Origin of the sequence: Enterobacter sp. RHBSTW-00994 (assembly GCF_013782625.1) — a bacterium.
Taxonomy (GTDB): domain Bacteria; phylum Pseudomonadota; class Gammaproteobacteria; order Enterobacterales; family Enterobacteriaceae; genus Enterobacter.
Genome location: NZ_CP056199.1, coordinates 275,482 through 296,377, shown reverse-complemented (window position 1 = coordinate 296,377; position 20,896 = coordinate 275,482). Strand labels below are relative to the sequence as shown.

Below are 20,896 nucleotides of genomic sequence, written 5' to 3'. Positions count from 1 at the left end.
GTTCAAAAAAACAGCACGCCTAGTATTCCGAATTAACGATCACCTCTTCACCAAACGCACCTGCCATCGGCAATGGTCGATAGGTCGAGTTAGAGGCGCGTAATACCCGAATACCTCTGGCCCCAATATCGCGGGCTGCCGTGATGTCGTTATCAGAATCACCGTAGAATACTTTGATATTTTTCTGTTCCAGCCACTGCGTCTTGGTATTTTGCCCGGCTTTATCACCGGCAAAAATTACCGGATTCATGTTGACTGCCGGGATCAGAAAATCATCCTGCAACGTTTTGGAAACCGTTTCAGTTTTGGTCTGGCTACGTCCCGTAACAAAATAGATGCTGTCACCACGTTTCACGTGCATGGCAATCAGTGAGCGGGCCACCTCTTTCGGGATACTGAACTCATCCCAGCCGTTGTTCATCTTTTCCCAGAACTCCGGGTTCTTCAGATAAGCTTCGCTGTCAGGTGAGTAGGTTTTTTTACCACGCCAGAAGCCAGGGCTGGAAAACAAGACCGTATCGTCGATATCAAAACCGACCGCCATGGGTGGACGCCCCATCAGGCTATTTTCAATTTGAGCCACGGAAACCCAGTGAATGGGGGCTTGTTCGGCAAGAATGGCGGCGGTGGTTCCGGTGTAAAGCGGCGTCGGTGCGGAGGCGCGCGCAACGACTGCACTATTAAGCGAGAACAATAAGCAGGCGGCGCTGAGCGCCAGTGTGATCTTGCGCATATTTTCCCCTGAATATTCAGTTTGTTATCGTTTTATTTTGAGCAAATGGTCAAAAAACTATCCGACCATAACCTCTGGGGGAGTCGAATGAAAGGAGTTTTTACTTATGAATCTGAATAAAAAGAAGAAGATCACAGAGTGCTGAGCGACATGCAGGTACGGCCTGATGCCCTCACACCGCCTCTCTCCCACAGGGAGAGAGGCGGGTAAGTGAGTGCTTACATCACGGCAGCAAAGGCCTTTGCCACACGCTGAACATTGTTTACGTTAAGCCCTGCCACGCACATTCGGCCGCTGGCAATCAGGTAAACGCCAAACTCGTCCCGCAGACGATCAACCTGCGCCGGGCTGAAACCGGTATAGCTGAACATGCCGCGCTGCTTAAGCAGATAGTCAAAATTATGTTCTGGCGCAGCGTCTTTCAGCACATCAACCAGCGTTTGACGCATCGCCAGGATCCGCTTACGCATGGTTTCCACTTCCGCAAGCCAGCGAGCTTTAAGCGGCTCATCACCCAGCACCGTCGCGACAACCTGCGCACCAAACGCTGGCGGGCTGGAGTAGATGCGACGTACTGTAGCTTTGAGCTGGCCCAGTACGCGCCCGGCAGCCTCTTCATCTTCACATACCACAGACAGGCCACCCACTCGCTCACCGTACAGGGAGAAAATCTTGGAGAATGAGTTGCTGACCAGGGCAGGCAGCCCGGCGCGGGCAATCGCGCGAATGGCATAAGCGTCGTCTTCCATGCCTGCACCAAAGCCCTGATAGGCGATGTCGAGGAATGGGATTAGGTTGCGCGCCTTCAGCACTTCAATGACGGCATCCCACTGGGTATGAGTCAGATCAGCACCAGTCGGGTTATGGCAGCACGGATGCAGCAGGACGATACTGTGCTCCGGTAACGTATTCAGTTTTTCCAGCAGTGCATCTGCGCGAACACCGTTGGTTTCGGTGTCGAACCATGGATAAGTCCCTACAACAAAACCCGCACCTTCAAAGATGGCGACGTGGTTTTCCCACGTTGGATCGCTGACCCACACACCGGAATCCGGGAAGTATTTCTTCAAAAAGTCTGCACCCACTTTCAACGCGCCCGATCCACCCAGCGTCTGAATAGTCGCCACCCGTTTTTTCTGCAGCACCGGATGATCGGCCCCAAACAGCAGTGGCGCAACGGTGTGGCGATAGGTATTCAGCCCTTCCATCGGTAAATAGAGCGATGCACCATGCGGAACGGCATTCAGACGCGCTTCCGCTTCGGCCACGACCTGCAACTGAGGAATAATGCCCTCTTCATTGTAATAAAGGCCAATGCTGAGATTCACTTTGTCGCTACGAGGGTCTTCTTTGAAACGCTCCATTAAGGAGAGAATGGGGTCGCCGGCATAGGCGTCAACTTTTTGAAACACGCGATGGTTCTCCGGAAATCGATGAGGCAGGGATTTCAACAATAAACCGGAATATGACGTAACACCACTCTTTCCCCCCTATCCCGCAGATGACATAGGTTCTTTGTGTCTACCAGATGGGATATTTGCCAAATACCCCGCACATTTTCAGTGCCGTAATGTGACTCCTGCGCAACCGCGCATTCACTGATTCAAGGAGTTCACATTATGGATTCACAATTTATTGGTTCAGTTATCAACGCCCTTCCACTTGAACATATGATTGGCGGCCCACTGCAGGCCATGATCAAAGCTCAGGTACAGGCCAGCAAATCCTATACCGATTTCCTGCTTTCCGTTTGTATCAAGGACGGAAAAGCTGTTGCAATCGAGTTTGATTACGACGAAACGTTGGTGGATGAGCAAGGGGTAAGCAAAGGCAGCGTCACCCGCAAAATGAGCATTCCGCTGCTGGCTGCCATTGCTCATCCGATTATTTGCATCGAAGAGGGTACGATCGACTTCGAGCTGGAGGTGAGCCAGAGCGAGGCCAGCTCAAGCAGTACCGACACCGAAGCGTCCGTGGAAGCCTCCATTGGCTGGGGGATTTTCAAAGCCAAAATGACCGGCAAAGTCTCACATAAATCCGAGCAAACCCGTTCGACTGATACACGCGCCAAATACTCCATCCATACGCAGATTAAGCGCCAGGACCCCCCTGAAGCCCTGCAACGCGTTATCGATTACTTAACCAACGCCAAAACCAAGCCTGTCGCTGCGCAGTAACGCTTCGCGCCGTGAGTGTATTGCTATTCCGTCACACAGGGGCCGCCACCGGTGGCCTCCTTTCAGGAGCGAATTATGTCTTTTAAAAAATGGCTACGCGGCGACAAGGATGAAGAACCGGAAAACAAGACGGAGAAAGAGGCTGCAGGAACATCGCCTCCGGTACAGGGAAATAATCCACCGTCGCCTCCAGCAGATATTCCCGGCCTGCCGGTCACGCTTGAGGACATTACGCGTGGAATGCAGTACGCGGCAACGGCTGCGAACGAGTTAATTGCTCAGCAATATATGAAAGCGCTGGATCCTTTCTTCGAACCTGCAGATGACGGTTCACTGATACCGCGTACCGTACAACTGGCTCTGGATGAAAACCACTATTTCGATCTGCCTTTAGTCGCCCTGTCTACTCCACGCGGACTGATGCTGGAAAAGATGAAAGTGAACCTGACGATACGTACAGAAGGTATGCAGGCGCCCTCCCGGCAATCGGGAGAAAACGAATTTGGCCGCTTTCATGTCAGCCTCTCGCCAGCCAGCGATAACAAAGGGGGCCGTGACAGCAGGCATGTCGATGTGGAAATGCAATTCACCGCTCTGGAGCCACCTGAGAGCGTGATGCGTTTGATAGACGAATACACCAATAAAGTGATCCCCCGTCCAAAAGCAGAGGAGACTCGATGATGCAAAAACAACCTGGAAGTACAGGCGAAAAAGGTGTGCAGCTTATTTGCCAGTTTGAAGGACTCAAGCTGGAACGTTATCGCGATGCCGTAGGTTTATGGACCATTGGTTACGGTCATTTGATTTTAAAAGAGGAGATGGAAAAACTGACAAAAATCACCACCGGAGAAGCCAAAAGCATCCTGCGGAACGACCTGAAGCGCACGGAAGATGGGGTGAAAAGACTCCTGACGCATTCTGCAACGCAGAACCAGTTCGATGCATTGATCTCATTTGCGTTCAACCTGGGGGTCGGGAACTTAAAAAAATCGACACTCTTAAAGAAATTTAATTCCGGCGATATGGAAGGCGCGGCATTGCAATTCAAAAGCTGGAATAAAGCAGGCGGTAAAGTGCTGGCGGGACTCACAAGACGCCGTGAAGCCGAAATGAAATTATTTCTTAGCTAAGTGAGAGGAAACTCCGATGAACACAATGTTTTCACTGAAGATGGCTCTCGCACTCATCACTCTGTCCGCCACGCTGCAAGTCCATGCGGCACTCAAAACCTGCGAAGAAGAAATTAAGGAAACGAATACTTTTTTAACCGGGCAAGGCGCAGTTCCCGTTAATGACATCACGGATCTTGCCACTACACTTCGCACGATTAAAAATTTTGGCCGCTTGCCGGATCGCTATATCACGACGGAAGAAGCCAAAAGGCTTGGCTGGTCTGGTAAAGATTCAGAGTCACTTTGGGGGTTAAAACCGACCAATAAAAAGTGGATTGGCGGCGATCGTTATAGCCATCCATCTCTGCCTACACCTCAGACCTGGCTGAGCGCAGATATTGATGTTGCCAAAGGCCATCGCAGCCCTAAGCACGTGATTTATAGTTTTTCTGGGCAGCAGCGGTATATCACTACCGATAATTATCAACACCTGGTTGAGTTAGCGCCTTGCCAATAACGAGTCTATGTAACGGTGATAAAGTCCCCTTCTTAGTTAAGGGGACTTTATTCTTGCTGAGGATAATTTCATGTCTGCTATCTATCTTCCGACACTGATAAGTGAAGCATTACTGGCTTTTTCAGGTTTATTTGGTGGTGTGAGTATCTCTTTTTTCTGGCAGCCTCAACGATTACACCAGCATAGCCGGTTTATGGCTGGCATTATATTTGGTGGTATCAGTATGGGAGCAGCAGTAGCCCTTGGAGGGCTATCTGCCCGCTGGCTAAAAATCGATCTCAATCAGGCCGATATTACCCTAGGACTGGGATATATATTGGGCGCACTCAGCAACGGTTTGATTGTCTGGCTGGCCAATTTCTTTCGACGCAATGAACAACGCGATATTTTCGATGTTGCCAGCGTCATTAGAAGAAAAGTCAGAAATGAGTCTATCCCTTCGCCACAGTTAAATGACAATAAAATAGACGGAGAGTAGCATGCCTAACATCATGAATGGTTGGCTTCTGTATTTTATTATTGCTGTCGATCTTACCACATCATTTCTTATCCTCTTTGCAGCGTATAGTCGTAGAGTTCATGCTTTACCCGTAATGAGTAAAGTCGGCATAGCCGCACTGGCGTTTGGTTTTTTTGGTGAAAGCAGTTTGAACATAAAATTCATTTTAACGGGGGCTGATATTCTGAGTGACAGTTTTCCTTTCTGGCTACTGCAGGATTTTGGAACGCTGGTTGTTGTGATTTATTACTTTCAAGCAAAATATAAATAGCATGTTTAAAGCGCAACACAATACTGCTTGTTGCGCTTTAATTAATGCGTACTGCGACGCCATAATAAAATTTCGTAAACAATATCTAATTAGCAATATATTTAAAATAGATCATCGCGGCTTGTGTGCGGTTGTTAACCTGGAGACGGTGAAAAATAGATTCAAGATGAACCTTTACCGTCCCCGCGCTGATATTCAACTGCCGACTGATTTGCTTATTAGTCCCTCCATTCGCCAGAAGATGCAACACCTCTTGCTGACGCTGGCTTAGTGAGTGAATGGGGGCAGCAAAGGTGGGTTGCTCACGGTGTACGACTGCCTGCTCAGGAAAACAGACCACACCAGATGCCACCATCGTCAATATTTGGCTGATCTTCTCCACAGAGAGATCTTTGGTGAAGATACCTTTTACATTCTGCCTAATATAAAAATTAAATATTCTCTCCGTCGTTTTTCTCAACATAACCACAATGGGCAATGCTGGCCGCTCCGACGTCAGTATATTTATAAAATCACTGCATTTTATTTCTCCATCCAACAAAACAATACTGATTTGCCTTGATGACAAAATTGATTGTGCATCTTCAATGCTGTTTGTAGCAAACACGGTACACTCCGGCATCACTCTCTTCAGTTCAGTCTTCATACCGTGAATGTAGATCGGTAATTCATCGATCATCAATATATTCATTGCGATTTGACCTCATGTAATTTCGTCTTCCTTAGATTATTCAATCAACCTTTTCCGAAATGAGTATGGGTGGTATTTTCAAACTTTAAAAACTGCATTTGGCATAAGGCAATTGTCATATTCCTGTTTAAATATTTAAGCTGCACTTAACAAAAAATATAGCTCTAATTAACTATATACAGTCATTGATCATACGAACAATAACCTAGGCTTATCGGTCTATTTTATCATGCGTTTTTCATGCTTATTATTCAAACGCACATGTGCCTTCCCTTTACATATTAATATTTAAATGAGGTTTGCTATGACAACATTAACAGTGTATTTCTGTGGTACAGGCTCTAATAAATTTGATGATTCACATGATAATTATTGGAATGGCGAATTGATTTCAATGCTGGCGGCGAATAACAAAGGAAAAGAGTTTGCGGAATGGGTTATTCTTGATGGTCCAGGAAGTGGTAACCTGCAAAGCGACGAGTTATGGGTTAAAAGTGGTGATTACTCTCAACTGCGAGGGCAACTCCTTGGAAGTGGCTGGAAAGAGAATGTTCAGCATGCTCTCAATATTATGAAAGGACATATTGACTGGCAGCGTGAAAAACTGACCAAAGAAAATTACGCTCAGTTGAAAAAAGCAGGTATTCCCATTGAAGATGTTGAAGTAACAGGTTCCTTCTGGTGGCGAAAATATGATTATGGCGATCGAAAAGTCACCCAACAGGAACTTCAGCAGCAGATTATTAAAACCTTCCGAAAAGGACAGATTCTGCCAACACAGGTCAACTTAGTGGGATGGAGTCGGGGTGGCATTAGCTGCCACATGCTCGCCAATGCCATGCTTGCCGATCCTGTTCTGACCACCATCCCGGTCAATATTTTTGCAGTTGATCCGGTTCCGGGAACAGGTAATTTTCAGACAGAGAAAGTGACCTTAGGCAGTAACGTCAGAGAATATGTTGCATTCTATGCTAAAGATGAGCGCTCAAAAGGTTTCTCCTGCGTTATTCCGAAAACAGACAAAGTGACCCAGGTGCATATTTACCCTATGGCAGGGCGACACGCCACACTCGTCGGAAATGCATCTGCAAACGGAGACAAAGGCGAGAAGCTCCTGCACGAACCGGGGATGATCGTGCGTCATTTTGCAGAAGTTTGCCTGCAAAGATGGGGAGTGAATATGGATAAAAAACTCAGTCTGGATGGCGTACAACTGCTGGAGTTGCACCAGTCGATCCAACGCAAAGCCGCGCTGTTTATGCAAATGCAAAAGAGCGTCTATACCGTTTCCGAGAATGATAAAGGTGAACGCTATGTCTCTTCAGGCAGCACCGGCGTGCCTTTCTCGACTCTGCGGGGAAATACTTTCATACCGGAATCAGGACTGGCCTCGGACTATTTAACCCATCAGGCTATTTATGATGTGCTGAAACCATAAAAAGTCGGCATAGCATCCAACAGCCATCACGTCTGTTGGATGCATTGACTCAAGCCAGCTTAATCAACGTACTTCATTGCGACCCGTGAGGTCAGGCGCGTAATAAGTTCGTAAGCACTTACTTTTGTCATTTCAGCAATGCGTTCAACGGGTAAGCCTTCACCCCACATCACCACGGCATCACCGGCTTTATCTTGGGCGTCTGGGCCCAGATCGACGCAAATCATGTCCATCGCCACGCGGCCCACGATCGTCACTTCACGACCATTGACCAGCACTGGCGTGCCGGATGGCGCAGCGCGCGGATATCCGTCACCATACCCCATTGCGACCACACCCAGCCGGGTATTACGCTCACTGACCCAGGTTCCACCGTAACCCACCGGCTCACCCGCCATGTGATCGCGTACGGCAATCAGGTTAGACACCAGCGACATCACAGGCTGGAAGCCAAAATCAGGCCCCCAGGGCTTGTTCTCCAGCGGTGAAACACCATAGAGAATAATCCCCGGACGCGCCCAGTCGAAGTGAGACTGCGGCCACAGCAAAATGCCACCGGACGCCGCAATAGAGCGCATTCCCGGCTTGCCTTCACAGAAGGTATTGAAAATATCGAGCTGTTGCTCCGTCGCACCGCATTCCGGTTCATCAGCACGGGCAAAGTGGCTCACAATATTCACCGGCTGGCGTACGTTTTTGCACTGACAAAGACGCTGGTAAAACGCCTCTGCATTTTCCGGGCGCACACCCAGACGATGCATACCGGTATCAAGCTTCATCCAGACGGTGACAGGCTCACTCAGCTCTGCGGTTTCGAGTGCAGAAAGTTGCTCTTCGTTATGTACCGCCGTATGCAGATGCTGGTCGGCAATGGTCGGCAGATCTGCCGCTTCAAAAAACCCTTCGAGCAACAGGACGGGTTGTGTGATCCCTCCCGCGCGCAGTCGGAGGGCCTCTTCGAGACGGGCGACACCAAAAGCATCGGCATCGGGGAGCGTTCGCGCGGTCTCAAGAAGACCGTGTCCGTAAGCGTTCGCTTTCACGACTGCAACGAGCTTGCTGGCAGGAGCCAGTTCACGAAGGCGTTGCAGGTTGTGTCGCAGAGCGCGGCGGTTAATGACTACTGTTGCCGCTTGCATTTGAAATCCTTAATAAAAGAATCTCCAGAATCATTCGCGTTGCAGGAAAGCGACAAGCCCGTGAATCTCCCGGAGCTTAGAAAGCTAAGTGTCTGGGATGATCGGGCGTTGTCAACGTACCTGCGGCGTGAAGGATGACGGAGATTTATTCGTCATCATACTGAGGGCCAGCGTAATTATCGAAACGCGACCATTGTCCGTTAAAGGTCAGACGTACCGTACCGATAGGGCCGTTACGCTGCTTACCAATAATGATTTCGGCGATCCCTTTCAGGTCGCTGTTCTCGTGATAAACCTCATCACGATAGATAAACATGATTAAGTCGGCATCCTGCTCGATGGAGCCCGATTCACGCAGGTCGGAGTTTACCGGGCGTTTATCCGCACGTTGTTCCAGGGAGCGGTTCAACTGTGACAAGGCAACAACAGGAACCTGCAACTCTTTGGCTAATGCCTTGAGTGAACGGGAGATCTCTGCGATTTCCAGCGTACGGTTATCCGACAGCGATGGCACACGCATCAGTTGCAGGTAGTCGATCATGATGAGGCCGATACCGCCATGTTCGCGGGCGATACGACGTGCGCGGGAGCGGACTTCCGTCGGCGTCAGGCCAGAGGAGTCATCAATATAGATATTGCGCTTTTCCAGCAGAATCCCCATCGTGCCGGAGATACGCGCCCAGTCCTCATCGTCGAGCTGGCCAGTACGAATTCGGGTCTGATCAACGCGCGACAGCGAGGCCAGAGAACGCATCATAATCTGATCCGATGGCATCTCAAGGCTGAAGATAAGAACTGGTTTATCCTGCAACATCGCCGCATTTTCGACGAGGTTCATAGCAAATGTCGTTTTACCCATCGAAGGACGCGCCGCGACAATAATCAAATCCGACGGCTGTAGGCCCGCGGTTTTCTTATTGAGATCGTCATAGCCCGTGTTGACGCCCGTGACCCCATCATGTGGCTGCTGGAACAACTGCTCAATGCGTGCGACAGTCGAATCAAGCACTTCGGCAATGTTTCTTGGGCCTTCATCTTTATTGGCGCGGCTTTCGGCGATTTTAAAGACACGAGATTCGGCAAGATCGAGCAGATCTTCGCTGGTACGCCCCTGTGGATCAAAGCCCGCTTCAGCGATTTCATTCGCGACGGCGATCATTTCACGGACAACAGCACGTTCACGAACAATGTCAGCATAAGCGCTAATGTTCGCCGCACTTGGCGTGTTTTTAGACAATTCAGCCAGGTAGGCAAACCCACCGACGCTGTCCAGTTGCCCCTGACGCTCCAGCGACTCCGCGAGCGTGATCAGGTCAATCGGGCTGCCCGACTCTTGCAGTCGTGCCATTTCGGTAAAGATATGGCGGTGAGGACGGGTATAGAAGTCGTCGGACACGACGCGTTCGGCAACATCGTCCCAGCGTTCGTTGTCCAGCATTAAACCGCCCAACACCGACTGTTCCGCTTCAATCGAGTGTGGCGGGACTTTTAACCCGGCAACCTGAATATCGCGTTCACGGGGTTCAGTCTGTTTGTTGAAGGGTTTGTTTCCTGCCATAGTGAATGGAGTTACCGAGATAAAGAGTGGGTCGAAAGATTACCACATTTTCTTATGGAGGAAGCATGGCAACGCGTATTGAATTTCACAAGCATGGCGGCCCTGAAGTACTCAATGCGGTGGAGTTTACCCCCGCAACACCTGGCGAAAATGAAATCCAGGTTGAAAACAAGGCTATCGGCATTAATTACATTGATACCTACATTCGCGGCGGCCTGTACCCGCCTCCGTCGCTGCCCAGCGGACTGGGAACCGAAGCCGCTGGTGTGGTGATTAAGGTGGGCAGTGGTGTCAGGCATATTAAAGAAGGCGATCGTGTCGTGTATGCGCAATCATCGCTGGGTGCTTACAGCTCTGTGCATAACGTTCCGGCAGATAAAGCCGCTATTTTACCGAACGCCATCTCCTTCGAGCAGGCAGCCGCTTCGTTTCTGAAGGGGCTGACGGTTTATTATCTGCTGCGCAAAACCTATGAAATCAAACCTGACGAGCCGTTCCTGTTTCATGCGGCCGCAGGCGGCGTGGGATTGATCGCCTGTCAGTGGGCGAAAGCGCTGGGTGCAAAGCTGATTGGTACAGTGGGGAATGCACAAAAAGCACAACGCGCCCTGCAAGCAGGCGCATGGCAGGTGATTAACTATCGCGAGGAGAGCATTGTCGAGCGCGTGAAAGAGATCACTGGCGGCAAGAAATTACGCGTGGTGTATGACTCCGTTGGTAAAGATACCTGGGAAGCATCGCTGGACTGCCTGCAACGTCGGGGCCTGATGGTGAGTTTTGGTAACGCATCGGGCGCCGTAACCGGCGTGAACCTGGGCATTCTAAACCAGAAAGGGTCTCTGTATGTGACTCGCCCTTCACTGCAAGGCTATATCAGCACACGTGAAGAGCTGGAGGAGGCCAGCAACGAGCTGTTCTCGCTGATCGCCAGCGGTGTGATTAAAGTGGATGTGGCAGATGCGCAGAAATACGCTCTCAGCGATGCGCGGCGTGCGCATGAAGTGCTGGAGAGTCGGGTAACACAGGGGTCAAGTCTGTTAATTCCCTGAGCCCTAAAAAGAAATTGGGCTTCCCGTAGGAAGCCCTTTCTTTTTTTAGTTCGGCTGTATGTAGGGTACAGCTCGATGAATTCTTTAACGGCGGTCATAGTGACAGATTCGATAAGTAAATCCTATTCCGTTCTAAGCAATGCCGCAGGAAAAGTTGCAGGTATGTGACGAACCCCTCAATACCTTAGTAACGAAAGCGGTTATTGCGCTGATACTGCGAAACTTTTGGTGTTTTAATCGCCCGAATCACCCACACCACAACAACGGCCAGAAGCAGCCATGGCAGCAGCTTAATCATCAGCGCAAACAAGCCACCAATAAACATCACGGCAGTCGCAACAACAATTGCCGCCAGAATGCCAAGCAGTGAAACACCGGTCACCAGCAACATGACAAAAAATCCAACGATAAAAAGAAGTTCCAGCATGATTCCCCCTAAAAATTATCTTGTCCGGCGGCATTACGCGTACCGGCTTGCATGCAAAGGGGATTACAAGAAATGTGCCAAAATTAATTCATTGATTTAAAAGCAAAACGCCCTGCAAGAGGGTTGCAGGGCGTGGTGAATTTGACCATCTTTTAGCGAAATTTATCGCTTATCTGCCACCAGACGCAGCGCGTGCTCCAGCACGTTAATGTCTGCACCCGCTTTATGTGCATTTTCACTCAGGTAGCGACGCCACTGACGCGCACCAGGAATCCCCTGGAACAAGCCGAGCATGTGACGCGTGATATGGCCAAGATAGGTTCCATTACTCAACTCACGCTCAATGTACGGGTACATCGCCCGCACCACAGCAACCGGATAGGTATCCGCACCTTCGACACCAAAAATTTCACGATCAACCGTCGCCAGAATACCTGGATTTTGGTACGCCTCGCGTCCCACCATCACCCCATCCATATGCTGAAGATGCGTTTTGGCCTCCTCCAACGATTTAATGCCACCGTTAATCGACATCGTCAGATGCGGGAAATCGCGCTTAAGTTGATAGACACGCGGATAATCCAGTGGCGGGATTTCGCGGTTCTCTTTCGGGCTCAGGCCTGAAAGCCAGGCTTTTCGTGCATGGATGATGAACATCTCGCACTCACCTTTACCGGCAACCGTCGTCATGAAATCGCAGAGAAATTCGTAGCTGTCCTGATCATCGATCCCAATACGGGTTTTTACGGTGACCGGAATCGACACCACATCGCGCATGGCCTTCACGCAATCGGCAACCAGTTGAGCATTGCCCATCAGACATGCGCCAAACATGCCGTTTTGTACACGATCGGAAGGGCAACCGACATTCAGGTTGATCTCATCGTACCCGCGCTCTTCCGCCAGCTTCGCACACTGGGCAAGCGCGGCCGGATCGCTTCCGCCCAACTGCAACGCAACCGGATGTTCTTCCTCGCTGTATGCCAGATAGTCTCCCTTGCCGTGAATAATCGCACCTGTTGTCACCATTTCGGTGTACAGCAGCGTATGGCGAGAGAGCTGACGCAAGAAATAGCGGCAGTGTCTGTCCGTCCAGTCGAGCATAGGTGCGATGGAGAAACGGTGTGCAGGGAAAACAGGCTGTGATTCTGACGACATGGCGAAGTTTTAAGCATCTGGTGGAAAAGGGGCGCTACTATAGCACAAAGAAAAGTCGGAGGCGCAGCGCCTCCGCTTCACTTTAGAACGCCACGCTCAACTGTGCACCTGCACCCCAGGTTTCGTCCTCACCATAGAGCCCCATCAGGTCAACATGTACCGTGTTAAACGGTGCAAACCCGACACCTGCGGTAAAGACATTGCTGTCGTTATTCTTCACATCAGCACGATAACCGGCACGAACGGCCAGCCAGCTTAACGGGGTCACTTCCGCGCCCACGCCAACGTACTGGGAATTCTCTTCACTTTTAAAACCTTTGGTTTCGGTCAGATCACCATCGGCAGTCAGCGTCACCAGGCTGGTATGCCAAGCCACACCAGCTGTCACGACAGGGCTGATTTGGTAGGTATCGCGTACACCATCCACCTCTTTGGTGTCGATATCGCGGGAGAAGAGGTTTTGCCCGGTCAGACCGACCGTCCAGTTCTCGCCAAAATCGGCGGCAAGGCCAGCATCGACGTTAAATCCTGTGTCATCATTACGATAGCGGCTGCTGTTAATATCGTCGCTGTTAAAATTGTAAATCGACACGGTGTAATTATAGAGCCAGGTTTTCTGCAACTTCGGAGTGATCCCGACCGAAACCGGTACGCCACTGATATCAAACTGTCGCGCCAGTGCAACGCCATAATCAGAAACAATCGCCGCCCGACCAAAGCCTTTAGATTTCAGATTATCCGGATCAACGCCCAGGATTGTTGCCGGTGTTTTTTCAACCGCGCGCAGCATATCGATATCACCCTGATCGATATAAGAACTGACGCGCGCACGCGCATTCGCTTTTGCCACAAACGCGACGGATAACGTGTCATTCGGAATACTGACAGCAATGCCACCCCCCGCTTTCCCGCTGGCGGTTTTTCCTTTCAGAGATTCCAACTGGCTGGCCAGATCGCCTGCCGCAGAAGAGACCTGCTTGTAGCCGGAGCTGGTGGGGTTGAAGAGATCGAAAAGGTTAATGTCATCCAGGGAGCTGCGGTAGCGATTGATATCGTCGCTGACGTCATCAATTTTATCCCGCAGGTTGTCTTTGTCGGAAATTTGCGCGCCAATAGACGGCAAAATAACGGTAATGCCATCGTCAGGCTTTGCTTTAGCCAGCAAAGCAGGGTTGATTAACACCCCGCTTCCGTAGCTGCCTGCGGCAACACCTGTGCCCCCCATTGCGTCACTACGCGCTTCTGTCCAGGTATTGGCGGCAGATGCCTGATGCGCCGCAAAAAAAGAGACAGCAATGCTAACCACCGAAAATTTAAATACTTTTTTCACAGTATGCTCGTCTTATAGTCTGTTATGAAATAGCCCTGTCTGTTATCACCCAAACAGGAACGAACTATTGCTGTGAATAAGTACAAAAAGACCCGCTATTTCCTTAAGTTAAATCACCCATCTGGCCTATTGTATTTTGTGACGGCCCTCAATATTTATAGAAGAGGATATTATTTTCGCCCAGCTTTTCCGTCATGCGGGCCAAAAAACTGCGGTGGATGGTCAACCCAGCGATCCTCACGCGTCGCGGCATAGACCGGATTCAGCGGGTAATAGATGCGGTTATGCTTTTTATTTGCCTCGCCAACAACCAGCAGCCGCACCTCTTCATCAGTGTTATTGATAAAGGTATGGCATACGCCGGTTCCGGCAGGAAACCCGACGCTATCACCTGGCTCCAGCTTCCACAGGTAGCCGTTAATCCAGGCTTCGGGATATCCTTCCAGCACGTAGATAAACTCCTCTTCATCACTTTCTGCATGTGGATACGAGGTGCGACGCCCTGGGGGTAATCGCTCATGGTGAATACCAATACGGCCAAGACCGAGTTTTCTGGCCAAGGGCGCGCCAATGGAGAAACGTTCGTCACTGTCGGGATACGTTGCATCGTCCGCACCTTCGATGTCTCGCCAGTGCCGGATACAGTCAGGTCTTTTCATTATTTATTTCCTGTATTGCGATGCGTCAGGTATAGCACAGCCCGGCGGATCTCGGTGTTTTTAGCAGAACATGGTAGAGTGAGGGTTTTCGATCCTACAACATCCGAGGTGCTAAATGGATAAGACCACAACGCAAGAGCTGTTAGCGCAAGCTGAAAAGCTGTGTGCCCAACGCAATGTGCGCCTGACTCCACAGCGCCTTGAAGTCTTAAGGCTGATGAGCCTCCAGCAAGGTGCGATCAGTGCATACGATTTGCTCGACCTGCTTCGGGAAACAGAACCACAGGCGAAGCCTCCAACGGTGTATCGCGCGCTGGATTTCCTGCTGGAACAAGGCTTTGTGCATAAGGTTGAATCAACAAACAGTTATGTTCTGTGCTACTTGTTTGATCAGCCCACCCATACCTCTGCGATGTTTATCTGCGACCGCTGTGGCGTGGTGAAGGAAGAGTGTGCGGAAGGTGTTGAAGACATCATGCATACGCTGGCAGCGAAAATGGGCTTTGCACTGCGTCACAATGTTATTGAAGCACACGGGTTGTGCTCAAACTGCGTAGAAGTGGAGTCCTGCCGGCATCAGGGTGAATGTCACCACGACCACTCGATTCTGGTAAAGAAAAAACCCCGCTGACGGCATAGAAAAGGGCGGCTCAAAGCCGCCGACAGGGAGTACATCCTTGTACTTACGGGTATAACCTGTTTACCAGCGGTAATCGTTACGTTTTTCCCAGTCACCCACTTCTTTCTCTGCCTGTTCTTTAGCGTAGCCGTAACGCTCCTGAATTTTACCGACAAGCTGATCGCGTTTACCTTCGATGACGGTCATATCATCATCAGTCAGCTTACCCCACTGCTCTTTCGCTTTACCTTTGAGCTGTTTCCAGTTGCCGCCGATTTCGTCTTTATTCATCATCACATCCTCATCGTTCGGTCATTCAATAGTGAAAAGGGTCGCCCGAAACCTTCATTTCATGCTGGACGTGATAATAATTTTAGTCGAGCCTGTGGCATCTAAGAATTTATTCAGAATCTTTTACCATCAGGAGATTTTAAGGCGTTATGAAAACCAGGTGTTATTCCGCCAGTGGCGATGCCAGATAACCGCCAGTGATAACCCTCGCAGGGAAAGAAAGACCGCCAGTGCCAGCCATAGCCCGTGGTTACCCAGATACGGTAACGTGAGCAACGTCAGTGCAAATCCAGCAGCGGCAACGGCCATACTGTTGCGCATTTCCGCTCCACGCGTCGCACCGATGAACATGCCATCCAGCAGATAACACCAGACCCCCACTATCGGTAGTACCACCTGCCAGATGATGTAGTGGCCTGCCAGTTCGCGCAGTGCCGGTAATGACGTTAATAGCCCCACAATATGTTCGCCCAGGAAGGCGTAGATCAACGCAAAGATCAGCGCCACCAGCCCCGCCTGACGGCAGGCCGCGCGCCAGACATCCTGCAACTGACCGCTTTCCCCCGCACCGTACGCGTGCCCGGAGTGGGCTTCAACGGCATAGGCAAAGCCGTCCAGTGCATAGGCGGTAAAGGTCAGCAGCGTCATCAGTACTGCATTAACCGCCACAATCTCTGGCCCAAGGCGCGCGCCGAAAACCGTGAGCGCACCAAAACAGAGTTGCAGGAGGAACGAGCGGAGCATAATGTCGCGATTCAGCGCCAGGAGTTTACGGATATTGCCGCGCCAGGCTGCTTTCAGCATCGCCAGAGAGATACCGCGCATTTTCAGCACCCGCCACACCATCCATAACCCAATGATGAACGTCCCGTACTCCGCAATGGCAGTCGCCAGTGCCGCCCCCTGCACGTTCATGTGCAGCCCCATCACCAGCCACAGGTCGAGCACAATGTTGAGGATATTTCCCACCACCAGCAGGATCACGGGGGCACGCGCGTACTGAACGCCCAGCAGCCAGCCAAGCAACACCAGGTTTGCCAGCGAGGCCGGAGCACTGAGCCAGCGGATCTCAAGAAAGCGACGAGCCTGTTCGAGAACGGCCTCGCTACCTCCTACAATATGCAATGCGAGATCGATTAGCGGAGCACGTAACAGGACGATCACAGCACCCGCTCCCAGCGCCAGAATCAATGGCTGAACCAGAGCACGCGCCAGACGAAGCGGATCTTTCGCACCAAACGCCTGAGCGGTAAGACCCGTGGTACTCATCCGCAAAAAAAGCAACAGCATGAAGAGGAAGCTGGTCGCTGTCGCGCCAATCGCCACACCGCCCAGATAGACCGGCGAATCCAGATGGCCAATTACTGCCGTGTCCACCAGTCCCAATAACGGAACGGTGATATTCGAAAAGATCATTGGCAACGCAAGACGCCACAGCGCCTTATCTGAAGCAGTCAGCAGTGACATGAGAAAATACCGGGGCAGGAAAATAAGTCAGGCTGCGGGGATACCGCAGCCTGTCAGGAAGAGATTACAGCCATTCACCGTTACGGATAACGCCAACGGCAAGGCCTTCAATAGAGAAACTTTGCTCGCGAAGGTCAACTTCGATAGGAGAAAACTCGCTATTTTCTGGCAGAAGCTGAACGGTATTACCCTGTTTTTTCAGTCGCTTAACGGTCACTTCATCATCGATACGCGCGACAACAACTTGCCCGTTACGCACATCCTGCGTTTTATGTACCGCCAGCAAGTCACCATCAAGAATACCGATATCTTTCATTGACATGCCACTTACGCGAAGCAGGAAATCAGCGCTTGGTTTAAACATGCCTGGATCAACCTGGTAATGGCCTTCGATATGCTGCTGTGCCAACAGAGGCTCGCCCGCAGCCACTCGGCCTACAAGCGGAATACCGGTTTCTTCTTCCACCAAAAGGCGAATACCACGTGAAGCACCGGAAACAATCTCCAGGACGCCCTTACGTGCCAGCGCTTTGAGGTGCTCTTCGGCAGCATTTGGAGAACGGAAACCCAGACGCTGAGCGATCTCCGCACGCGTGGGTGGCATACCCGTCTGGCCGATATGATCCCGGATGAGATCAAACACCTCTTGCTGCCTGGTCGTTAACGCTTTCATTCCGCCCCCTGGGTGTATATACAGTTATGCTGTGAGTATATACAGTCAAAGGTGATTTTGGAATCAAAAACTGCACAAAAAACCAGGGAGTTACTTATTCCTGAAGGCTTATCGGAAATGTGACCAAAGAAGCGTGCCCCAGGTAATCATGGCGGTAATAATCGCCAGTAATACCGCTGCGGAACCCATATCTTTCGCACGCCCAGAAAGCTCGTGAAAATCAGAGCCAATACGGTCCACCACAGCTTCAATAGCACTATTAAGAATTTCCACTATCATCACCAAAAGCACCGAGCCAATAAGAAGAACGCGGGTGATAGCATCAACATCAAGGAAACAGGCGATAATCACCGCGACAATAGCGGCGATACCTTCCTGACGGAAAGCAGCCTCATTGATCCAGGCGGCGCGGAAACCTTTCCATGAATAGCCAGCTGCTTTGATAATTCGGGTTAACCCAGTGGTATTATTGGCCATTAAAAGAACCTTTTATGAGAAATAGCGTCAGTAACTATAGCCGCAGTCCATTTGACTGCCGCCTGAAGTATGACGGGTAACAACAGAAATTTTGCGCGCTTTCTGTTATCCTTGCGCAGCAATTGCATTATTAACCAGAGGCTTTACATCGTTTATGTCCGGCTGGCCACGAATTTACTACAAATTACTTAATTTACCATTAAGCGTCCTGGTAAAAAGCAAGTCTATCCCAGCAGAACCCGCGCTGGAATTAGGGCTCGATACCTCTCGCCCTATTATGTATGTTTTGCCTTACAACTCGAAGGCTGACTTGCTGACGCTCCGCGCCCAATGTCTGGCGCATGACTTACCCGATCCGCTTGAACCGCTGGAAATTGATGGCACATTGTTGCCACGCTATGTCTTCATCCACGGCGGACCGCGTGTGTTTACCTATTACACGCCAAAAGAAGAGTCCATCAAGCTGTTCCATGATTACCTCGACCTGCACCGCAGCAACCCCGATCTGGATGTTCAGATGGTTCCGGTGTCGGTGATGTTTGGTCGTCGTCCTGGGCGCGAAAAGGGTGAAGAAAACCCACCGCTGCGTATGCTTAACGGCATCCAGAAATTCTTTGCGGTGTCATGGCTAGGCCGTGATAGCTTCGTGCGTTTTTCCCCTTCCGTCTCCCTGCGCCGAATGGCGGACGAACACGGTACGGATAAAATCATTGCGCAAAAACTGGCGCGTGTTGCGCGTATGCACTTTGCCCGTCAACGTCTGGCTGCTGTAGGCCCACGCCTTCCGGCGCGTCAGGACCTTTTCAACAAGTTGCTGGCTTCCAAAGCCATAGCACGCGCTGTTGAAGACGAAGCCCGTAGCAAGAAGATTTCACACGAGAAAGCACAACAGAATGCCATCGCCCTGATGGAAGAGATCGCTGCGAACTTCTCCTATGAGATGATTCGTCTGTCCGATCGTATCCTGAGCTTCACGTGGAACCGTCTCTATCAGGGGATCAACGTGCATAACGCAGAGCGTGTGCGTCAGTTGGCTCACGACGGTCATGAAATTGTCTATGTGCCCTGCCACCGCAGCCACATGGACTACCTTCTGCTCTCCTACGTGCTTTATCACCAGGGGCTGGTTCCACCGCACATTGCTGCCGGTATCAACCTGAACTTCTGGCCAGCGGGCCCGATTTTCCGCCGCCTGGGTGCGTTCTTTATTCGCCGTACCTTCAAGGGCAACAAACTCTATTCCACCGTGTTCCGTGAGTATCTGGGCGAGCTGTTCAGCCGCGGCTATTCCGTTGAATATTTCGTTGAGGGTGGCCGTTCCCGTACCGGGCGTCTACTCGATCCGAAGACGGGCACGCTGTCGATGACGATTCAGGCGATGCTGCGTGGGGGAACGCGTCCTATCACACTGGTTCCGATTTACATTGGCTATGAACACGTCATGGAAGTGGGAACCTACGCGAAAGAACTGCGCGGAGCGACCAAAGAGAAAGAGAGCCTGCCGCAGATGCTGCGCGGCCTGAGCAAGCTTCGCAACCTCGGCCAGGGCTATGTGAACTTTGGCGAACCAATGCCACTGATGACCTACCTGAATCAGCATGTACCAGAGTGGCGTGAGTCTATCGATCCAATCGAAGCCATCCGTCCCGCCTGGCTCACCCCAACGGTAAATAACATTGCGGCCGATCTGATGGTGCGTATTAACAATGCCGGTGCGGCTAACGCCATGAACCTGTGTTGTACTGCACTTCTCGCCTCGCGCCAGCGCTCGCTGACCCGTGAGCAACTGACCGAGCAGGTCGATTGTTATCTGGACATCATGCGTAATGTTCCGTATTCACCTGACTCAACCGTTCCTGCAGCAACGGCCAGCGCCCTGCTTGATCACGCGTTGCAGATGAACAAGTTCGAAGTCGAGAAAGATACGATCGGTGACATCATCATTCTGCCGCGCGAGCAGGCGGTGCTGATGACGTACTATCGTAATAACATTGCGCACATGCTGATGCTGCCATCGCTGATGGCGGCCATTATTACTCAGCACCGTCGCATTTCTCGTCAGGAAGTGCTGCGTCACGTTGAAGCGCTCTACCCAATGCTGAAAGCCGAGCTGTTCCTGCGCTGGAGCAAAGAAGAGCTGGCGGCAGAGCTGGACAAACTCACCGTTGAATTGCATCGTCAGGGGCTGATCACCGTGAATAACGATGAGCTCAACATCAACCCATCACGTTCCCGTACTCTGCAGCTGCTGGCCGCTGGCGCACGTGAGACGTTGCAACGCTATGCCATCACCTTCTGGTTGCTGAGTGCGAACCCGTCGATTAACCGTGGAACGCTGGAAAAAGCGAGTCGCACACTGGCACAACGTCTGTCCGTCCTGCACGGCATTAACGCACCAGAGTTCTTCGACAAAGCGGTCTTTAGTTCGCTGGTGCTGACGCTGCGTGACGAGGGCTTTATCAGTGATACGGGTGATGCCGAGCCTGAAGAGACACTGAAGGTTTACCAGATGCTGGCAGAGTTGATTACCTCTGATGTACGCCTGACGATTGAGAGTGCGGCACAAGACGAGTGATACCCTCTCCGGTGGAAAGGATGAAAGGATGGCAGC

23 protein-coding genes are annotated in these 20,896 nt (G+C 51.0%); 10 read left to right on the top strand and 13 right to left on the bottom strand.

What is annotated here, in order from left to right:
* Nucleotides 1-19: 19 nt before the first annotated feature.
* Nucleotides 20-733 carry an acid phosphatase AphA gene (gene aphA, locus HV346_RS01390; protein ID WP_181621850.1) on the bottom strand — a complete coding sequence of 238 codons (714 nt, stop codon included), beginning with the start codon at nt 731-733 and terminating at the stop codon, nt 20-22.
* A 218-nt stretch (nt 734-951) separates the two neighbouring features.
* Nucleotides 952-2,145: an aromatic amino acid transaminase gene (tyrB, locus tag HV346_RS01385; RefSeq protein WP_181621849.1), complete on the bottom strand. Its 1,194-nt coding sequence runs from the start codon at nt 2,143-2,145 to the stop codon at nt 952-954.
* Between the two features lie 207 nt (nt 2,146-2,352).
* Here tyrB and HV346_RS01380 point away from each other — a divergent pair, with 207 nt between their 5' ends.
* The 6 genes from HV346_RS01380 to HV346_RS01355 all read left to right on the top strand — a co-directional run bounded on the left by HV346_RS01380 (nt 2,353) and on the right by HV346_RS01355 (nt 5,309).
* On the top strand, nt 2,353-2,910 hold the full coding sequence (locus HV346_RS01380; RefSeq protein ID WP_181621848.1) for a DUF2589 domain-containing protein: 558 nt from the start codon (nt 2,353-2,355) through the stop codon (nt 2,908-2,910).
* A gap of 75 nt (nt 2,911-2,985) precedes the next feature.
* Nucleotides 2,986-3,591, top strand: coding sequence for a DUF2589 domain-containing protein (locus HV346_RS01375; protein WP_181621847.1), 606 nt, complete (start codon nt 2,986-2,988; stop codon nt 3,589-3,591).
* Nucleotides 3,591-4,040, top strand: a complete 450-nt coding sequence (locus tag HV346_RS01370; protein WP_181623663.1) for a lysozyme — start codon at nt 3,591-3,593, stop codon at nt 4,038-4,040. Before HV346_RS01375 ends, HV346_RS01370 begins: the two co-directional genes overlap by 1 nt.
* A 16-nt stretch (nt 4,041-4,056) precedes the next feature.
* A complete protein-coding gene (locus tag HV346_RS01365) occupies nt 4,057-4,539 on the top strand; it encodes a ribonuclease domain-containing protein (RefSeq protein WP_181621846.1) in 483 nt (160 codons plus the stop codon).
* A gap of 70 nt (nt 4,540-4,609) precedes the next feature.
* The gene (locus tag HV346_RS01360; RefSeq protein ID WP_181621845.1) at nt 4,610-5,017 is read left to right on the top strand and encodes a hypothetical protein; all 408 of its coding nucleotides are present in this window, start codon (nt 4,610-4,612) and stop codon (nt 5,015-5,017) included.
* 1 nt (nt 5,018) lies between these two features.
* On the top strand, nt 5,019-5,309 hold the full coding sequence (locus HV346_RS01355) for a hypothetical protein (RefSeq protein WP_181621844.1): 291 nt from the start codon (nt 5,019-5,021) through the stop codon (nt 5,307-5,309).
* An 85-nt stretch (nt 5,310-5,394) separates the two neighbouring features.
* Here the strand turns inward: HV346_RS01355 and HV346_RS01350 are convergent, their stop codons facing one another.
* A complete protein-coding gene (locus tag HV346_RS01350; protein WP_239006406.1) occupies nt 5,395-5,988 on the bottom strand; it encodes a response regulator transcription factor in 594 nt (197 codons plus the stop codon).
* 316 nt (nt 5,989-6,304) lie between these two features.
* Here HV346_RS01350 and HV346_RS01345 point away from each other — a divergent pair, with 316 nt between their 5' ends.
* The gene (locus tag HV346_RS01345) at nt 6,305-7,438 is read left to right on the top strand and encodes a hypothetical protein (protein ID WP_181621842.1); all 1,134 of its coding nucleotides are present in this window, start codon (nt 6,305-6,307) and stop codon (nt 7,436-7,438) included.
* A 59-nt stretch (nt 7,439-7,497) separates the two neighbouring features.
* Here the strand turns inward: HV346_RS01345 and alr are convergent, their stop codons facing one another.
* Complete coding sequence (alr, locus tag HV346_RS01340; RefSeq protein WP_181621841.1) at nt 7,498-8,577, bottom strand: alanine racemase; 1,080 nt, start codon at nt 8,575-8,577, stop codon at nt 7,498-7,500.
* 145 nt (nt 8,578-8,722) lie between these two features.
* Complete coding sequence (dnaB, locus tag HV346_RS01335; RefSeq protein WP_181621840.1) at nt 8,723-10,135, bottom strand: replicative DNA helicase; 1,413 nt, start codon at nt 10,133-10,135, stop codon at nt 8,723-8,725.
* Nucleotides 10,136-10,200: 65 nt separating this feature from the next.
* Here dnaB and HV346_RS01330 point away from each other — a divergent pair, with 65 nt between their 5' ends.
* Nucleotides 10,201-11,184, top strand: coding sequence for a quinone oxidoreductase (locus HV346_RS01330; RefSeq protein ID WP_181621839.1), 984 nt, complete (start codon nt 10,201-10,203; stop codon nt 11,182-11,184).
* Between the two features lie 184 nt (nt 11,185-11,368).
* On the opposite strand, the gene pspG is transcribed toward HV346_RS01330, so the two are convergent.
* The 4 genes from pspG to HV346_RS01310 form a co-directional block, all read right to left on the bottom strand.
* Nucleotides 11,369-11,611, bottom strand: a complete 243-nt coding sequence (pspG, locus tag HV346_RS01325) for an envelope stress response protein PspG (RefSeq protein WP_181621838.1) — start codon at nt 11,609-11,611, stop codon at nt 11,369-11,371.
* A 162-nt stretch (nt 11,612-11,773) separates the two neighbouring features.
* A complete protein-coding gene (dusA, locus tag HV346_RS01320; RefSeq protein ID WP_181621837.1) occupies nt 11,774-12,769 on the bottom strand; it encodes a tRNA dihydrouridine(20/20a) synthase DusA in 996 nt (331 codons plus the stop codon).
* An 82-nt stretch (nt 12,770-12,851) separates the two neighbouring features.
* Complete coding sequence (locus tag HV346_RS01315; protein WP_181621836.1) at nt 12,852-14,099, bottom strand: conjugal transfer protein TraF; 1,248 nt, start codon at nt 14,097-14,099, stop codon at nt 12,852-12,854.
* 170 nt (nt 14,100-14,269) lie between these two features.
* The gene (locus tag HV346_RS01310) at nt 14,270-14,758 is read right to left on the bottom strand and encodes a cupin domain-containing protein (protein WP_181621835.1); all 489 of its coding nucleotides are present in this window, start codon (nt 14,756-14,758) and stop codon (nt 14,270-14,272) included.
* Nucleotides 14,759-14,873: 115 nt separating this feature from the next.
* Between HV346_RS01310 and zur the strand changes: the two genes are divergently transcribed.
* Nucleotides 14,874-15,389, top strand: a complete 516-nt coding sequence (gene zur / locus HV346_RS01305) for a zinc uptake transcriptional repressor Zur (RefSeq protein WP_181621834.1) — start codon at nt 14,874-14,876, stop codon at nt 15,387-15,389.
* Between the two features lie 69 nt (nt 15,390-15,458).
* On the opposite strand, the gene HV346_RS01300 is transcribed toward zur, so the two are convergent.
* The 4 genes from HV346_RS01300 to HV346_RS01285 all read right to left on the bottom strand — a co-directional run bounded on the left by HV346_RS01300 (nt 15,459) and on the right by HV346_RS01285 (nt 18,285).
* Nucleotides 15,459-15,668, bottom strand: coding sequence for a CsbD family protein (locus tag HV346_RS01300; RefSeq protein ID WP_181623662.1), 210 nt, complete (start codon nt 15,666-15,668; stop codon nt 15,459-15,461).
* Nucleotides 15,669-15,815: 147 nt separating this feature from the next.
* The gene (gene dinF / locus HV346_RS01295) at nt 15,816-17,135 is read right to left on the bottom strand and encodes an MATE family efflux transporter DinF (protein ID WP_181621833.1); all 1,320 of its coding nucleotides are present in this window, start codon (nt 17,133-17,135) and stop codon (nt 15,816-15,818) included.
* A 64-nt stretch (nt 17,136-17,199) separates the two neighbouring features.
* Nucleotides 17,200-17,808: a transcriptional repressor LexA gene (gene lexA, locus HV346_RS01290; protein ID WP_181621832.1), complete on the bottom strand. Its 609-nt coding sequence runs from the start codon at nt 17,806-17,808 to the stop codon at nt 17,200-17,202.
* A 108-nt stretch (nt 17,809-17,916) separates the two neighbouring features.
* Complete coding sequence (locus tag HV346_RS01285) at nt 17,917-18,285, bottom strand: diacylglycerol kinase (protein WP_181621831.1); 369 nt, start codon at nt 18,283-18,285, stop codon at nt 17,917-17,919.
* 154 nt (nt 18,286-18,439) lie between these two features.
* On the opposite strand from HV346_RS01285, the gene plsB reads away from it, so the two are divergent.
* Entirely contained in the window at nt 18,440-20,860 is a 2,421-nt protein-coding gene (gene plsB / locus HV346_RS01280) for a glycerol-3-phosphate 1-O-acyltransferase PlsB (RefSeq protein ID WP_181621830.1), read from the top strand.
* The last annotated feature ends 36 nt before the right edge of the window (nt 20,861-20,896 follow it).

Coding starts and splice junctions, on each gene's coding strand:
- aphA (WP_181621850.1), bottom strand. CDS start 733: ATGCGCAAGATCACACTGGCGCTCAGCGCCGCCTGCTTATTGTTCTCG.
- HV346_RS01380 (WP_181621848.1), top strand. CDS start 2,353: ATGGATTCACAATTTATTGGTTCAGTTATCAACGCCCTTCCACTTGAA.
- HV346_RS01375 (WP_181621847.1), top strand. CDS start 2,986: ATGTCTTTTAAAAAATGGCTACGCGGCGACAAGGATGAAGAACCGGAA.
- HV346_RS01370 (WP_181623663.1), top strand. CDS start 3,591: ATGCAAAAACAACCTGGAAGTACAGGCGAAAAAGGTGTGCAGCTTATT.
- HV346_RS01365 (WP_181621846.1), top strand. CDS start 4,057: ATGAACACAATGTTTTCACTGAAGATGGCTCTCGCACTCATCACTCTG.
- HV346_RS01360 (WP_181621845.1), top strand. CDS start 4,610: ATGTCTGCTATCTATCTTCCGACACTGATAAGTGAAGCATTACTGGCT.
- HV346_RS01355 (WP_181621844.1), top strand. CDS start 5,019: ATGCCTAACATCATGAATGGTTGGCTTCTGTATTTTATTATTGCTGTC.
- HV346_RS01350 (WP_239006406.1), bottom strand. CDS start 5,988: ATGATCGATGAATTACCGATCTACATTCACGGTATGAAGACTGAACTG.
- HV346_RS01345 (WP_181621842.1), top strand. CDS start 6,305: ATGACAACATTAACAGTGTATTTCTGTGGTACAGGCTCTAATAAATTT.
- alr (WP_181621841.1), bottom strand. CDS start 8,577: ATGCAAGCGGCAACAGTAGTCATTAACCGCCGCGCTCTGCGACACAAC.
- dnaB (WP_181621840.1), bottom strand. CDS start 10,135: ATGGCAGGAAACAAACCCTTCAACAAACAGACTGAACCCCGTGAACGC.
- HV346_RS01330 (WP_181621839.1), top strand. CDS start 10,201: ATGGCAACGCGTATTGAATTTCACAAGCATGGCGGCCCTGAAGTACTC.
- pspG (WP_181621838.1), bottom strand. CDS start 11,611: ATGCTGGAACTTCTTTTTATCGTTGGATTTTTTGTCATGTTGCTGGTG.
- dusA (WP_181621837.1), bottom strand. CDS start 12,769: ATGTCGTCAGAATCACAGCCTGTTTTCCCTGCACACCGTTTCTCCATC.
- HV346_RS01310 (WP_181621835.1), bottom strand. CDS start 14,758: ATGAAAAGACCTGACTGTATCCGGCACTGGCGAGACATCGAAGGTGCG.
- zur (WP_181621834.1), top strand. CDS start 14,874: ATGGATAAGACCACAACGCAAGAGCTGTTAGCGCAAGCTGAAAAGCTG.
- HV346_RS01300 (WP_181623662.1), bottom strand. CDS start 15,668: ATGAATAAAGACGAAATCGGCGGCAACTGGAAACAGCTCAAAGGTAAA.
- dinF (WP_181621833.1), bottom strand. CDS start 17,135: ATGTCACTGCTGACTGCTTCAGATAAGGCGCTGTGGCGTCTTGCGTTG.
- lexA (WP_181621832.1), bottom strand. CDS start 17,808: ATGAAAGCGTTAACGACCAGGCAGCAAGAGGTGTTTGATCTCATCCGG.
- HV346_RS01285 (WP_181621831.1), bottom strand. CDS start 18,285: ATGGCCAATAATACCACTGGGTTAACCCGAATTATCAAAGCAGCTGGC.
- plsB (WP_181621830.1), top strand. CDS start 18,440: ATGTCCGGCTGGCCACGAATTTACTACAAATTACTTAATTTACCATTA.